This window comes from Tabrizicola sp. (genome assembly GCF_031377265.1).
In the GTDB taxonomy this organism is placed as follows: domain Bacteria; phylum Pseudomonadota; class Alphaproteobacteria; order Rhodobacterales; family Rhodobacteraceae; genus JAUYQR01.
This window is the reverse complement of sequence record NZ_JANMET010000376.1, coordinates 14803-28403: the sequence shown is the minus strand read 5'-3', so window position 1 is coordinate 28403 and position 13601 is coordinate 14803. Positions and strand designations below refer to the sequence as shown.

Genomic DNA, 13601 nt, shown 5'->3' with positions numbered 1-13601 from the left:
CCGGTCGGGCGGGGTGAGCATCTGCAGCGCTCCGGGGGCGGGGGTGGCCGATGACAAGGCGGTCTATTGCTATGTGCCGGAAATGATCCGGTTCTATCTGGGCGAAGAGCCGATCCTGAACAATGTGCCGACCTGGCAATGTGGCAAGCAGGATGAGTTGAAGTATGTGCTGGAAAACCTGAGCGATCTGGTGGTGAAGGAAGTCCACGGGTCAGGCGGTTACGGGATGCTGGTCGGCCCCAAGGCTGACCGCGCGCAGGTGGAGGCGTTTCGCGCCAAGATCATCGACGACCCGGACAAGTACATCGCGCAGCCGACGCTGGCGCTGTCAACCGTGCCGACCTTTGTCGAAGAAGGCGTGGCGCCGCGACATGTGGATTTGCGGCCCTATTGCCTGGTCGGCGAGCGGATCGAGCTGGTGCCGGGCGGGTTGACGCGGGTGGCGTTGAAGGACGGCTCGCTGGTGGTGAATTCGTCGCAGGGGGGTGGGGTGAAGGACACCTGGGTGTTGGCGGAATGACGCAATGCTGAGCCGGACCGCGGACAATCTGTACTGGCTGGCGCGTTACATGGAGCGGGCGGATACCTCGGCGCGCCTGTTGGAGGTGGGCAGCCGGATCAGCCTGATCCCGTCGGTGCATGGTTATCGCAGCGAATGGGACAGCCTGTTGCAGGCTTCGGGGATGGCCGAGGGGTTTGCCAGGAAATACGGCGACCCGGTGCAGCGCAACATTGAAAGCTATTTGTTCTTTGACCGCGACAACCCGTCTTCGGTGGCCAGTTGCATCACGGCGGCGCGGGAAAACGGGCGGATCGTGCGAACCGCGTTGACCACACAGGTCTGGGACGCGCTGAACACCGCGTTTCAGGAGCTGAAGGCGCTGGAGCGGCGGCCCCGGTCGGAACTGGACTCAAGCCGGTTGACGGATTGGGTGATGCAGCATGCGGCGATGGTGCGGGGCGCGATTGACGCAACGCTTTTGCGCAACGACGGCTATAACTTTCTGAACATCGGCTATTATCTGGAACGGGCCGACAATACCGCGCGCCTGATGGATGTGAAGTATTACGTGCTGCTGCCACGGGTGGATTTCATCGGATCTGGCCTCGACAACTATCAATGGACCACGCTGTTGCGCGCGATGGGGTCGCACCGGGCGTTTCACTGGGCTTACGGTGGCGAGGTGACGGCGGGCAAGATCGCCGACTTTCTGATCCTGAACCCGCAATGCCCCCGGTCGCTGACCACCTGCGTTGCGGGCATGGCCAATCACCTTGGCCGGTTGGCGAAAGCCTATGGGCGCGAGACTGCGGCGCTGGTGCAGGCGCGTGCGTTGATGGCGGGGATCGAGGCCACCACGGTGGATGGCATCTTCGATGAGGGTCTGCATGAATATCTGACGCGGTTCATCGAAAACACGGCGATGCTGGCCAACGCGATCCATGATGCCTACCTGAGCGGAGAGATGCGCTGATGCGGCTGAGCGTCGATCACGTCACCCACTACAATTACGATCGGCCCGTGCGGTCGGTGGTGCAAAGCCACCGTCTGACGCCATCGGTGTTTCAGGGCCAAAAGGCGGTGGATTGGGCAATCACCGTATCGGGTGGCACGCGCGGGGCAGAGTTTCGCGACGGTGCCGGGGATCTGGTTCAGGGTTGGACGGTGGCCGGGCCGGTGAGCCAGGTGACCGTGACCGTCCGCGGCATTGTGGACACGGAGGATATGAGCGGCGTCCTGCGCGGCCACAAAGAGGTGGCCAAGCCCGACTGCTATATCAGCGCCACCGGGCCGACGCGGGTGGACAAGGCGCTGGCGGCGCTGGCGCAATCGGTCAATGCGGACGATCCGCTGGCTTTGGCGCATGCGCTGATGGGGGCGGTGTCGGATGCGATTGCCTACAAGCCGGGGGTCACCAGCGCCCATACAACCGCCGCCGAGGCGTTGGCTTTGGGCGAGGGCGTGTGCCAAGACCATGCGCATGCGATGATCGCGCTGGCGCGTGTGAAGGGAATGCCGGGGCGCTATGTTTCAGGTTATCTGTTTGCCGATGCGGCGGGCACGGCGCATGAAGCCGCACATGCCTGGGCCGAGGTGTTCGTGACCGGGCTGGGCTGGGTCGGGTTTGATCCGGCCAACCGCTGTTGCCCGGACGCACGCTACATCCGGCTTGGATCGGGGGCCGACGCACAGGATGCAGCGCCGATCCGTGGCATTGCGCGCGGCGGCGGGCGGGAAGAACTGGATGTGACCGTTGCGATCCTGAATCAGAATCAATAGGGTTCGCTGCGGACTGAGGGGACGAAGAATGACATATTGTGTGGGCCTGATGCTGAACGAAGGCATGGTGCTTTTGTCAGATACGCGGACGAATGCGGGGCTCGACAACATCTCGGTCTACCGCAAGATGTTCACCTTCGAAGACCCCGGTGAGCGGGTGATCGTGATCATGACGGCGGGCAGTCTGTCGGTGTCACAGACCACGATCGCGCGGTTGCGCGAAGCCATTGAAGACCCGGATGCAACGCCGGACAGCAGTATCATGCTGGCACCCACCATGTTGAAGGTGGCTGATATTGTCGGCGGCATGCTGGCCGTGGTCCGGGGCGAGATCGACGAAAAGCTGAGCGCGATGCAGGGTGCCACCGCCAGCATGATTGTCGCCGGGCAGCGCCGTGGCGGGGCGATGCGGATGTTCCTGATCTATCCAGAAGGCAATTACATCGAGGCCACCGAGGACGCGCCGTTTCTGCAGATCGGCGAGCATAAATACGGCAAGCCGATCCTTGACCGGGTGGTGAAGCCGTCAACCAGCCTGGTGGACGGGCAAAAGGCGGTGCTGCTGAGCATGGATTCGACGCTGCGATCAAACCTGTCGGTTGGGATGCCGCTGGATATGTGCGTGATCGAGCGTGACGCCTGCCGGGTAACCCAGAAACGCCGGATCGAGGCGGGGGATGAGGCGTTTCGCGCGATGAGCGAGGCGTGGTCCACCGCGCTGCGTGACGGATTTTCGCGCATCGTGGTGTGAATATCGGGCTGGCCCCTTGGCAAGGCGGGGATGGCGACCTAACTTCAAGGAACAAGAGGAGATCGTGATGCCGAAACTCGTCCGTCTTTACATCCAGAGTGTGGCCATCGGCTTTGCGGTGGCGGCTGCGTTTACCGGCTTGCTGGTGTGGCAGGATGTGGCGGGGATCGGGCATCTGGTGATGGGGTCCGACATTGGCTGGATCGCGGTGTCGATGCTGGTCTTCTTTAACGGGATCGTGTTTTCTGCGGTGCAGTTCGCGGCTGCGATCATGGGGATGGCCGAGAATGACGGCCCGCGCGGCGGTTTGCGCGACCACTCGCGGATGATCCCGATCCGGGTTGAGGTCGTGGCGAACGACACCCGGCAAACCCGGCGCTGATGGCACCAGAACCCGCTACGCAAGGCCTGCCGTTTGGCGGGCCTTTTTTGTTTTTGTTGCAAAGGGTGGCGGGCCCGCAGCAACCGTGAAAGCCGGAGTTTTCCCGAGAGCCTGAGGTTTCAGGTGGGTACCAGGTAACAGGACCAAGATCCGGTCAGAGCCAGCGCCCTTTCGGTTGCTTATCGGCCACTGGAAAAGAGACCCGCACGAGAAGAGCAGAACCCGCCAAGAACCAACATAGGTCGCATCGGAGCTTGCCGCAAGGCTTGCCAGATGTTCATGTTTGGTTCATGTTAAGGCATGTACCAGCAAACCGACACCCTGCATGTCTTGCCCGGCCAGCGTTTGCAGCGCGGGGTGTGCCGGGGATTGCGGTCGTTCGACTTTGTCTGTGTCGAGGAGTTGGTGCCCGCGCCCGGCCTGCGGGTCGATGTGATGGCGCTGGGTCCCAAGGGCGAGATCTGGGTGGTGGAGTGCAAATCCGGCCGCGCCGATTTTGCCGCAGACCGCAAGTGGCAGGGCTATCTGGACTGGTGCGACCGGTTTTTCTGGGCAGTGGATGCGGAGTTTCCGGTTGAGCTGCTGCCGGAGGGTACCGGGTTGATCCTTGCGGATGCCTATGACGCCGAGATCGTGCGGATGGGACCGGAGACGTCGCTGGCCGGGGGGCGGCGCAAGGCGGTGCTGCGGTGTTTTGCGCGGCATGCGGCGTCGCGGTTGCAGGGGTTGCGCGACCCTATGGGCGGGGTGTGGGCCGTCTGATCTGCGCGGTTCGCAGTTGAAGGGCGGATGCGTGGGCCGGTCAGCGCTTTTTCTTCGGGCCTTTGTCGCCCATCGCGCGGGCGGCTTCGGCGGCGGCGCGAAGCTCCTCGGCAATCTCATCGGCCTCTTCCGGATCGAAATCCAGCGGCAGCTCGATCCCGCCTTCGGCCTCGATATAGATGCGGACCATGCCATGGTCGGTCGGGCCGATCTGGATATTGGCCGCGATGTCGCTTTGCTTGTCGATGCCCATTTCGGTTTCTCCGGCTGAGTGGCCGGGAGGTATCGGTTTGAGGGCAAGGCTGCAAGCGAGAATAACTTGACAGAATCAACTAATCTGTCGCACCTGCACCTGCACCTGCACCTGCACCTGCACCTGCACCTGCACCGGCGAAGGAGTGTGCGATGGATTCGATCGACCGGATCAGGGCTTTCAATCGGTTCTACACCGGGCATCTTGGGCTGTTGTCGCGCAACTATCTGGGGTCCGGGCTGGGGCTGACCGAAGTGCGCATCCTGCATGATCTTGACGCGACGGAGCCGCCACGGGCGCGCGATCTGGCGCTGGGGCTGGGACTGGACGAAGGGCAGGTGAGCCGCGTGTTGGCCGGGTTCGGGCGGCGCGGCTGGCTGGAACGGCGACCCTCGGAGGTGGATGCGCGGGTGCGCGATCTGGGGCTGACGGCAGCGGGGCGGCAGGTGGTGGCAGAGTTGCGCGCTGCGTCGCGCGCGGCCCTGGCAGAGGTGATTCCAGTCGCGCGGGCCGAAGTGGTTGCCAGGACGCTTGCCGAGGCAGAGGCGGCGCTGGGACGGGGCGAGATTGCCTTGCGCGATCTGGCGCCCGGTGATGCCGGCTGGATCATCGAGCGGCATGGCGCGCTTTACGCTGAAGACGAAGGGTTCGATGTTACGTTCGAGGCGCTGGTGGCAGAGATCCTCGGGGCTTTTCTGCGCCAGCATGATCCGGCGCGGGAGCGGGGTTGGATCGCGGCGCGCGCGACGCTGCGGCTGGGATCGATCTTTGTCGTGGCAGAAGCGCCAAAGGTCGCCAAGCTGCGCCTGTTTCTGGTGGAGAGGTCCGAGCGTGGCACTGGGCTGGCGCAGCAGATGCTGGAGACGGCCCTGGACTTTGCGCGCGGGGCAGGGTTCACCTCGATTCGGCTTTGGACGCATGAAAGCCACCGGGCCGCGGGGCGGCTTTACGCGCGAAACGGCTTTCGCTTGACCGAGGCGCACCCGGTGCAGTCGTTCGGGCAGGATATGGTGACACAGGCTTGGGAACGCGACTTGTGAAGCTGCTTGCAATCCCGGGGTCGCGGGGCTAAATCGCCCCCGAGTGCCGACGTAGCTCAGTTGGTTAGAGCACTAGATTGTGGATCTAGGGGTCCCCCGTTCGAGCCGGGGCGTCGGTACCATCACTCACCCAAGGCCAGTTGACAGCGTTTGGGCAAGGTTTTCCTTGCCTGCGCGCGATTGCGTGGCATCCTGTCGCAATTACAGGGGCAATTGTCGCCCGACAGTCATTTGGACAAGGGCCTTTCGCGCCCGGAGGAGAGGGTCATGCAAGACCGGATTGAACCTGCCGATGGTGCCGCAGCGGCCAACCCGACGGCCAAGAAGCTGGTGATCTTTGCCGATGGCACCGGCAGCGCCTTTGGCCAGCAGGAATCAAACATCTGGCGGATGTATCAAGCACTGGACAAGACGCAGGGGCCGGATCAGCCGTTGCAGATTGCGCGCTATATTCAGGGGGTTGGCACGTCGTCGATTGGCGTGCTGCGGTATTTTGACGGCGCGACGGGGCTTGGCGTGCCGTCGAACGTGCGCAAGCTGTACCGGTTCTTGTGCCTGAACTGGCGGGACGGCGACGAGATCTATCTGTTCGGCTTCAGTCGCGGGGCGTTTACGGTGCGCACGCTGGCCGCGCTGGTGGCACGGCAGGGCCTGATGCCGCAGGATGTGACCAGAGCCGAGATGGACCGCAACGCGATGGCGGCGTGGCGGGCGTATCGCAAGATGACGGCACCGTTGATCGAGGGCGGCTGGCTGCGGATGAACCCGCTGATTTCGGTGGTGCGGGGGCTGCGCGACGGGGCGGTTGCGGCCAAACGCTGGGTTCTGGGGCAACGCCAGCACGCGGCGGTGACCGCCGCGTTGCCCGAAGCGCGCAAGCCGGGGCAGGTGCCGATCACGTTCATGGGGGTGTTCGATACGGTCGAGGCTTATGGCCTGCCGGTGGACGAATTGCGCAGCGTGGTGAATTGGCTGATCTGGCCGATCCAGTTCCGCAATTTCCGCTGCAGCCCGGTGGTGCGCCGGGTGCGGCACGCGCTGGCGCTGGATGAGGAGCGGCGGAGCTTTTACCCGCTGCGCTTTCAGCAAGGACTGCGGCCAGACGGGTTGCCCGAGCCTGATTTGCACGAACGCTGGTTTCCCGGCGTGCATTCGGATGTGGGTGGCGGCTATCCGAATGACGAGATCGCGTTTGAGCCGATGCTGTGGATGGTGGACGAAGTGTCACCGGATCTGCGCTTTGATCAGGCGGCGCTTGGCCGGTACCGCGCGCGGCTGTACCCGCAGGCGCCGATCAACGATTCGCGCGACGGTCTGGCGATGCTGTACCGATATGGCCCGCGCCCGATACTGGCGGGGCCGGAGTTTGGCGGCGAGCCACTGGTCGATCTGGCTGCGGTGCGCAAGATACTGGAAGGGGCGGACGGCTATGCGCCGCTGACCCTGCCAGCCGCGTTCCGGGTGGCCGCGATGAACAAAAGCGACCAAAGCCAGCCGGGGAGCCTGCAGCGTGACAGCGATGCGGCGGCGGTCATCGACCGGCTGATCGGGCTGCGCCGCAAGACGAACTGGATCACCATTGCGGGCCTTGTGGCGTTGGTTCTGCCGTTGATCCGCAGCCTCTATGGCGATTGCTGCGAGGCGGCGGGGTCGGTGCTGTCTTGCAGCATATCTGTGGTGACGGGGGCTGTGTCCGGGGCGCCGGGGGTGATCCTTGCGGACTGGCGGTACTATCTGGCGGTGGCGCTGTTGCTGATTGCGGTATTCTGGGTGAATGCGCGGATGGCCAGCAAGATCCGCGACGCGTCCGGCAGGCTTTGGCGGGTGCCGCCTGTGCCGCAGGCCGAGGGCGCGCTTCAAACTTCGGGCGGGGGGCAGTAGGGTTTGCGTTCCCAAGCCTTTGAGGATTCGCATGACCGTTGCCCGCATACCGCAGACCATCGCCACCGAAATCGGCGCCGCGCCCGCGCAGGTAAGCGCCGCGATTGCGCTGCTGGACGAGGGGTCTACGGTGCCGTTCATCGCGCGCTATCGCAAAGAGGCGACGGGGGGCCTTGATGACACCCAGCTGCGCAATATGGCCGAGCGGCTGGTGTATCTGCGCGAGCTGGAGGCGCGGCGGGGGGCGATTGCCGGGTCAATCACCGAGCAGGGCAAGATGACCGATGCGCTGGGGGCGGCGATTGCCAGGGCGGTGACCAAGGCGGAACTTGAGGACATCTATCTGCCCTACAAGCAGAAGCGGCGCAGCAAGGCGATGATCGCGCGCGAAAACGGCTTGCAGGGGCTGGTGGATGCCATTCTGGCGGACCGGGCGGCGGAGCCGATGGTGCTGGCGGCGCGGTTTGTGACCGAGGCGGTGCCGGATGCCAAGGCGGCGCTGGAGGGCGCGCGCGACATCGTAGCCGAGGGGTTGAGCGAAGACGCGACGCTGTTGGCGCGGTTGCGCGATCACATGAAGCGGGTGGCAAAGCTGAGCGCAAAGGTGGTGGACGGCAAACAGATCGAGGGGGCGAAGTTTTCGGATTACTTCGCGCATACCGAAGCCTGGGCCGGCGCGCCAAGCCACCGGGTGCTGGCGATGCTGCGCGGGCGCAACGAGGGGTTTCTCAACGTCGATCTGGAGATCGACGCCGAGGCGGCGCGCGGCGAAAGCCCCTGCGAGCGGGCTTGTGGTGCCGCGCTGAGCACCGGGTCGCGGGGGCCGGGCGATGCCTGGCTGCGTGAGGCGGCGGCCTGGGCCTGGCGGGTAAAGCTGCGCACCAGCCTGACGCTGGACCTGATGGGCGATCTGCGCGAGCGGGCGGAGGCCGAGGCGATCCGGGTGTTCGCGCGCAATCTGAAAGATCTGCTGCTGGCGGCACCCGCCGGGGGCAAGGCCACGATGGGCCTTGATCCCGGTATCCGCACGGGGGTGAAGGTGGCGGTGGTTGATGCCACGGGCAAGGTGCTGGAGACGGAAACGGTTTATCCGTTCCAGCCGAAGAATGATCTGCGCGGCGCGCAGGTGGCGCTGGCGCGGCTGATCGGACGGCACGGGGTGAAGCTGATCTCCATCGGCAACGGCACGGCAAGCCGGGAGACCGAAAAGATGGTGGCGGATGTTCTGGCAGTGCTGCCGGGGGAGAAGCCGGTGAAAGTGATCGTGTCGGAGGCGGGCGCGTCGGTCTATTCGGCGTCGGAGCTGGCGGCGAAGGAGTTTCCGGGGCTGGATGTGAGCTTGCGCGGGGCAGTCAGCATTGCGCGGCGCTTGCAGGACCCGCTGGCGGAATTGGTGAAGATCGAACCCAAGGCGATTGGCGTCGGTCAGTATCAGCATGATGTCGATCAGCACCGGCTGGGGCGCAGTTTGGAGGCGGTCGTTGAAGATGCGGTGAACGCGGTTGGGGTGGATCTGAACACCGCGTCGGCGCCGCTTTTGGCGCGGGTGTCGGGCGTGGGGCCGGGGCTGGCCGAGGCGATTGTCAGCCACCGTGAGGCCAACGGGCCGTTTGCCAGCCGCCGGGAGTTGCTGAAGGTGGCGCGGCTGGGGCCGAAGGCATTTGAACAGGCGGCAGGGTTCTTGCGGGTGACGGGCGGCAAGGAGCCGCTGGATGTGTCGTCCGTGCACCCTGAGGCCTATGATCTGGCGCGGCGGATCGTGGCCGCCTGCGGGCGGGATTTGCGGTCGGTGATGGCCGACCCGTCGGTACTGAAGGGGGTGGAGCCGCGGGATTTCGTCGATGCGCGGTTCGGGTTGCCGACGGTGAAGGATATTCTGGCCGAGCTGGAAAAGCCGGGGCGCGACCCGCGGCCTTCGTTCAAGACCGCGACCTTTGCGGACGGGGTGAATGATATCAAGGATTTGCGCCCTGGGATGCTGCTGGAAGGCACGGTGACCAACGTTGCGGCCTTTGGCGCGTTTGTCGATGTGGGGGTACACCAGGATGGGTTGGTGCATGTGAGCCAGCTGGCCGATGCCTTTGTGAAGGACCCGCATGCCGTGGTGAAGGCAGGCGATGTGGTCAAGGTGCGGGTGGTCGAAGTGGATGTGGCGCGCAAGCGGATCGGGTTGACGATGAAATCCGGCAGTGCCGAGGCGCGCGAGGCGGTGCGCGAGCGTGAGGCGGCGAGCAAGCGCGAGGCGGTGCGCGAGCGCGGGCCGGTTCCGGTGAAGGCGCGGGTGGTGGTGCCAGTGCAACCGGCGCCGTCTTCGAACACCGCATTTGGCGATGCCTTGAAGGGCAAGTTCGGGCGGTAAGGTCGGGACTGGAGGGTTTCACACCCTCCAGACCTCCCGTGGGATATTTGGGGACAGATGAAGGACCGGTGTTACCGGCGGGGCATCTTCTCGAAATCGCTGAGGGCGGCGGCGCGGAAGGCGGGCAGGGTTTCGCAATGTTCGGCGAGCGCCAGAAGCGGCGCGTGGGCAGTGGGGGAAAGCGCTTCATCCATCCGGTCCTGCATGTACCAGATGAGGGTGGTGATCATCACATCGGCATGGGTCAGCGCGGGGCCGCAGGCGTAAGGTGCGGCCAGGCGGCGGGTAAGTTCGTCCAGGCCCGCGCGCGTCTGGCCAAGGCAGCGGTTCAGCCAGTCGGTACTGCGGTGTTCGGGGGCGTGAAAATGGCGCTCGTAGACTACGGCGGCGGCCTTTTCCAGGGTGCCCTGGGCGAGGGCGGTCATCTGCAGGGCGTGGCGGCGCGCAGGACCGGAGGCGGGGATCAGGGCCGCGTCGCCTGCCTGTTCATCCAGGTGGTCGAGGATGGCGGCGCTGTCGATCAACACCTCGCCGTCATCAAGCACCAGGGCGGGGATGCGGGTCAGGGGGCTGATCTGGCCGATTGCGGCTGCATCGCCAAAGATCGAGCGGATGTCGCGCGTGAAGGGTATGCCGTATTGGTGCAGCGCGATGGCGATGCGGCGGGTGACGGGGCTGTCGTATTGGCCGACGAGGATCATAGGAGGTGCCTTGCGGGGGATCAGGTTGCGGTGTCAGCGTAGCCTGTCCCAAAGCCACTTGCCAACAACCGGTACCAGCGTGACGCCGCCAAGGATGGCGAGCAGTGGCCAGCTCATTTCCGCGTCGTTCATTCCGGCCCCGACGGCGGAGAGGATGAAGCAGACCGGGATGATACCGAGGAGGGTGGCAACAGCAAACCGCAGGAAGGTCAGGGCAGTGACGCCGGCGGCATAGCTGACCGCGTCAAAGGAAATGAACGGGATAAGGCGCGAGGCGAAGACGATGGCCATCAGCGACCATTGCGACCGGGGGGCGGCGATGGCCCTGAGAACGCGGTTTTCCGAGGTGCGGATCGCGTCGAAGCCGAGGTAGCGGGCGGCGGCGAACGCGATGCAGGAGCCAAGGAGTGAGCCTGCGATGGTGAAGACCCCGCCCCAGAGCGTGCCGTAGATCGCCCCGGCGGCAACGGCGATGGGGCCGCTGGGAATTGGGCTGGCGACGATGGCCAGCGCCATGATCCCGATCAGCGCAATGGGGCCGATGGGACCAAGGTTGCTCAGACGGTCACGCAGCCAGATTTCGCTGAACACCGGGTGCGTGTCCATCATCAGGTACGGCAGTGCCAGCCCTGCGACCAGAGCGAGGACGAGGCCAGCCGCGACAAGGCGGCGTTTGGTGAAAAGGGGCTTGGCACTGATCATTGGAATAGGGCTGGCATCCATCACCGGGTGCCGACAGTCAAGAGCAGAGTGTTGGGGTCTATCCTGCCTTCGGCGGCCTGGAAGGCGTCAAGCGGTTTGGTAAAATCGCTAGGCCGGGGGGGTGGCGGCTCTGGGCGATGCCGAGGCGGATCTGGTGGGTGTCCTTGGCCCTTTAGCCGCGCTGATGCGGGCGTGGCGGATTCTGGCGCGTCCGGACCAGCGCGACACGCCGCGGATCGAGGCATTCTTCCGGTTCATCCTGTTGGAGACAGACGCGTTGCATCCGATCCTGACGGGGTAGGGGAGGCACGAGAAGTGATGCGCCCGGATCAGCATCGGGCAGACCTGTGGGGGATCATCCTGTGCCAAACCGGGCCTTGCCAAACCGGGGTTGTGGTTTGTCAGGTGCGAAAAAGGGGGGCTGTATGTGCCCTCATGGCCTGTCGGCCAAACCACCCCAGAGGATATTCTTGAACAGAAAAAAGGGGGAGGGTCAGGAGGCGCCGCCGCCGATTGGCACCCCGAAGCCTGCCAAGCGTTTGCCGAACTGGATCACCTCGATTTGCAGGGGTGGGTCAGTGGCTTCGGCCGGGACGGTTGTCCTGACCAGTGGCACCCAACCCTCGCGGGTGTAGAAACGCGCGGCGCGGTGGTTCCGGGCAGCGCAGTCGAGGAGGGCGTTGGTGATGCCCGTGGCGCTGAGGCGGGCTTCGCCGTCACGCAGAAGGGCGGCAGCGAGGCCGGTGCCACGGGCTTCTTTGGCAACGTAAAGCTGGTCAAGGTGGTTGGCCTTGATGATGCACAAGCCAAGCGGCGCGCCGGTTGGCCCGGCCACGCGCAGGCGGTTGCCAAGGTTTTCAAGGCGCTTGGCAAACAGGTCCGGCGTGCGCAGTGCCACGAGTGCGGGCGGCGTGATTGCAGCATGCGCTTCGTGCCAGCAGTGGTGCCAGACCATGATCAGCGGTTCGATGTCCTCGGCGACCGCCGGTCTGGGCGGCCAGACCGTCACGCCGCCGAGCCGCCCACCGTCAACCCGCCGATCAGCAGCGTCGGCTGGCCGACGCCCACCGGCACCCACTGCCCGCCCTTGCCGCAGTTGCCGATGCCGGGGTCGAGCGCCAGATCGTTGCCAATGGCGCGGATCTGTTTCAGGGCGGTCGCACCATCGCCGATCAGGGTGGCACCCTTTACCGCAGCGCCGATCACGCCATTTTTGACCCGGTACGCCTCGGTGCAACTGAACACGAACTTGCCGTTGGTGATATCGACCTGACCGCCGCCAAAGCCCACGGCGTAGATGCCGTCCTTGAGGGAGGCCACGATGCCGGCGGGGTCGTCGGTGCCTGCCAGCATGTAGGTGTTGGTCATCCGCGGCATCGGGATATGGGCAAAGCTTTCGCGCCGCCCGTTGCCGGTGGGGGCGACGCCCATCAGGCGGGCGTTCTGGCGATCCTGCATGTAGCCGACCAGAATTCCATCCTCGATCAGCACGTTGCGGGCGGACGGGGTGCCTTCGTCATCGACGCTGATGCTGCCGCGCCGGTCGGGCAGGGTGCCGTCGTCAAGCACGGTCACGCCTTTGGCCGCGATGCGTTGGCCCATCAGCCCGGCGAAGGCCGAGGTTTCCTTGCGGTTGAAGTCACCCTCCAGCCCGTGGCCGATGGCTTCGTGCAGCAGGATACCTGGCCAGCCGGGGCCGAGGACCACGTCCATCACGCCCGCAGGGGCCGCCTCGGCAGAGAGGTTGACCAGTGCGATGCGCAACGCTTCGCGGACCATCGGCTGCCAGGTTTCCGGCAGCATCAGGCGGGCAAGGCCATAACGCCCGCCACCACCGGTGCCGCCTTGTTCGCGGCGGCCCTGTTCCTCGACGATGACGGAGATGTTGAGCCGGGCCATCGGGCGGACGTCGGTCAGGCGCAGGCCTTCGGGGCGCAGAATCTCCACCTCCTGCAGGCTGGCGCCGATGGCGGCAGAGACCTGCACCACGCGCGGATCGAGCGCGCGGGCGAAGGCGTCGATTTCTTTCAGCATGTCGATCTTCACCGGGAACGTGGCGTCGGCCATCGGATCGGCGTCGCTGTAAAGCTTGATGTTGGTGCCCTTGGGCGAAGGCGCCATCGTGCCGCCGCCGTCGCCCACCGCAAGGCGGGCAGTGTCAGAGGCGCGGATCAGCGCGGATGCGGAAATTTCGGTGGAATGGGCGTAGCCTGCCACCTCGCCGCGCACGGCGCGCAGGCCGAAGCCTTCGGAGGCGTCGTAGCTGGCGTTCTTGATGCGGCCATCGTCAAGCACGATGCTTTCGCCCCGGCGGCGTTCGAAGAACAGCTCGCCATCATCCGCCCCGGCAGTGGCCAAGCGCAGGGTGGCAAGGGTTGCGGCCTCATCCAGATGCGTTTCGAACGGGCGGAACGGGGCGTCGGACATGGGGCGGGCCTTTCGGGGAGGGGAGAGCGGAACCTAAGCGCAGCGGGGGCCGTTCGCAAGGC

15 protein-coding genes and 1 tRNA gene are annotated in these 13601 nt (G+C 65.2%); 11 read left to right on the top strand and 5 right to left on the bottom strand.

Annotated elements, in window-relative coordinates; genetic code table 11:
- The 6 genes from RMO18_RS20100 to RMO18_RS20075 all read left to right on the top strand — a co-directional run.
- The coding region (locus RMO18_RS20100; RefSeq protein WP_309668297.1) for a circularly permuted type 2 ATP-grasp protein at positions 1 to 520 on the top strand (520 nt) is incomplete at its 5' end.
- Positions 521 to 524: 4 nt separating this feature from the next.
- The gene (locus tag RMO18_RS20095; protein ID WP_309668296.1) at positions 525 to 1475 is read left to right on the top strand and encodes an alpha-E domain-containing protein; all 951 of its coding nucleotides are present in this window, start codon (positions 525 to 527) and stop codon (positions 1473 to 1475) included.
- Positions 1475 to 2281: a transglutaminase family protein gene (locus tag RMO18_RS20090; protein ID WP_309668295.1), complete on the top strand. Its 807-nt coding sequence runs from the start codon at positions 1475 to 1477 to the stop codon at positions 2279 to 2281. Before RMO18_RS20095 ends, RMO18_RS20090 begins: the two co-directional genes overlap by 1 nt.
- 28 nt (positions 2282 to 2309) lie before the next feature.
- The gene (locus RMO18_RS20085; RefSeq protein ID WP_309668294.1) at positions 2310 to 3032 is read left to right on the top strand and encodes a peptidase; all 723 of its coding nucleotides are present in this window, start codon (positions 2310 to 2312) and stop codon (positions 3030 to 3032) included.
- A gap of 67 nt (positions 3033 to 3099) precedes the next feature.
- A complete protein-coding gene (locus RMO18_RS20080) occupies positions 3100 to 3414 on the top strand; it encodes a hypothetical protein (RefSeq protein ID WP_309668293.1) in 315 nt (104 codons plus the stop codon).
- Between the two features lie 300 nt (positions 3415 to 3714).
- On the top strand, positions 3715 to 4176 hold the full coding sequence (locus tag RMO18_RS20075; RefSeq protein WP_309668292.1) for an MmcB family DNA repair protein: 462 nt from the start codon (positions 3715 to 3717) through the stop codon (positions 4174 to 4176).
- A gap of 40 nt (positions 4177 to 4216) precedes the next feature.
- On the opposite strand, the gene RMO18_RS20070 is transcribed toward RMO18_RS20075, so the two are convergent.
- On the bottom strand, positions 4217 to 4429 hold the full coding sequence (locus tag RMO18_RS20070) for a DUF6324 family protein (RefSeq protein WP_309668291.1): 213 nt from the start codon (positions 4427 to 4429) through the stop codon (positions 4217 to 4219).
- Positions 4430 to 4581: 152 nt separating this feature from the next.
- Here RMO18_RS20070 and RMO18_RS20065 point away from each other — a divergent pair, with 152 nt between their 5' ends.
- The 4 genes from RMO18_RS20065 (at position 4582) to RMO18_RS20050 (ending at position 9709) form a co-directional block, all read left to right on the top strand.
- Complete coding sequence (locus RMO18_RS20065) at positions 4582 to 5469, top strand: helix-turn-helix domain-containing GNAT family N-acetyltransferase (RefSeq protein WP_309668290.1); 888 nt, start codon at positions 4582 to 4584, stop codon at positions 5467 to 5469.
- A gap of 45 nt (positions 5470 to 5514) precedes the next feature.
- Positions 5515 to 5591, top strand: a tRNA-His gene (locus tag RMO18_RS20060).
- A gap of 145 nt (positions 5592 to 5736) precedes the next feature.
- Entirely contained in the window at positions 5737 to 7350 is a 1614-nt protein-coding gene (locus RMO18_RS20055; RefSeq protein ID WP_309668289.1) for a DUF2235 domain-containing protein, read from the top strand.
- A gap of 31 nt (positions 7351 to 7381) precedes the next feature.
- On the top strand, positions 7382 to 9709 hold the full coding sequence (locus RMO18_RS20050; protein ID WP_309668288.1) for a Tex family protein: 2328 nt from the start codon (positions 7382 to 7384) through the stop codon (positions 9707 to 9709).
- A 71-nt stretch (positions 9710 to 9780) separates the two neighbouring features.
- Here RMO18_RS20050 and RMO18_RS20045 read toward each other — a convergent pair whose 3' ends face one another.
- Together RMO18_RS20045 and RMO18_RS20040 are read right to left on the bottom strand one after the other, a co-directional pair.
- On the bottom strand, positions 9781 to 10410 hold the full coding sequence (locus RMO18_RS20045) for a glutathione S-transferase family protein (RefSeq protein WP_309668287.1): 630 nt from the start codon (positions 10408 to 10410) through the stop codon (positions 9781 to 9783).
- Between the two features lie 33 nt (positions 10411 to 10443).
- On the bottom strand, positions 10444 to 11112 hold the full coding sequence (locus RMO18_RS20040) for a VTT domain-containing protein (protein ID WP_309668286.1): 669 nt from the start codon (positions 11110 to 11112) through the stop codon (positions 10444 to 10446).
- 121 nt (positions 11113 to 11233) lie between these two features.
- On the opposite strand from RMO18_RS20040, the gene RMO18_RS20035 reads away from it, so the two are divergent.
- The gene (locus RMO18_RS20035; RefSeq protein WP_309668285.1) at positions 11234 to 11413 is read left to right on the top strand and encodes a hypothetical protein; all 180 of its coding nucleotides are present in this window, start codon (positions 11234 to 11236) and stop codon (positions 11411 to 11413) included.
- A gap of 192 nt (positions 11414 to 11605) precedes the next feature.
- On the opposite strand, the gene RMO18_RS20030 is transcribed toward RMO18_RS20035, so the two are convergent.
- Positions 11606 to 12121: a GNAT family N-acetyltransferase gene (locus RMO18_RS20030; protein WP_309668284.1), complete on the bottom strand. Its 516-nt coding sequence runs from the start codon at positions 12119 to 12121 to the stop codon at positions 11606 to 11608.
- The gene (tldD, locus tag RMO18_RS20025; protein ID WP_309668283.1) at positions 12118 to 13539 is read right to left on the bottom strand and encodes a metalloprotease TldD; all 1422 of its coding nucleotides are present in this window, start codon (positions 13537 to 13539) and stop codon (positions 12118 to 12120) included. Before tldD ends, RMO18_RS20030 begins: the two co-directional genes overlap by 4 nt.
- Positions 13540 to 13601: the final 62 nt, after the last annotated feature.

Coding starts and splice junctions, on each gene's coding strand:
- RMO18_RS20070 (WP_309668291.1), bottom strand. CDS start 4,429: ATGGGCATCGACAAGCAAAGCGACATCGCGGCCAATATCCAGATCGGC.
- RMO18_RS20090 (WP_309668295.1), top strand. CDS start 1,475: ATGCGGCTGAGCGTCGATCACGTCACCCACTACAATTACGATCGGCCC.
- RMO18_RS20045 (WP_309668287.1), bottom strand. CDS start 10,410: ATGATCCTCGTCGGCCAATACGACAGCCCCGTCACCCGCCGCATCGCC.
- RMO18_RS20050 (WP_309668288.1), top strand. CDS start 7,382: ATGACCGTTGCCCGCATACCGCAGACCATCGCCACCGAAATCGGCGCC.
- RMO18_RS20065 (WP_309668290.1), top strand. CDS start 4,582: ATGGATTCGATCGACCGGATCAGGGCTTTCAATCGGTTCTACACCGGG.
- RMO18_RS20075 (WP_309668292.1), top strand. CDS start 3,715: ATGTACCAGCAAACCGACACCCTGCATGTCTTGCCCGGCCAGCGTTTG.
- RMO18_RS20085 (WP_309668294.1), top strand. CDS start 2,310: ATGACATATTGTGTGGGCCTGATGCTGAACGAAGGCATGGTGCTTTTG.
- RMO18_RS20095 (WP_309668296.1), top strand. CDS start 525: ATGCTGAGCCGGACCGCGGACAATCTGTACTGGCTGGCGCGTTACATG.
- tldD (WP_309668283.1), bottom strand. CDS start 13,539: ATGTCCGACGCCCCGTTCCGCCCGTTCGAAACGCATCTGGATGAGGCC.
- RMO18_RS20080 (WP_309668293.1), top strand. CDS start 3,100: ATGCCGAAACTCGTCCGTCTTTACATCCAGAGTGTGGCCATCGGCTTT.
- RMO18_RS20040 (WP_309668286.1), bottom strand. CDS start 11,112: ATGATCAGTGCCAAGCCCCTTTTCACCAAACGCCGCCTTGTCGCGGCT.
- RMO18_RS20055 (WP_309668289.1), top strand. CDS start 5,737: ATGCAAGACCGGATTGAACCTGCCGATGGTGCCGCAGCGGCCAACCCG.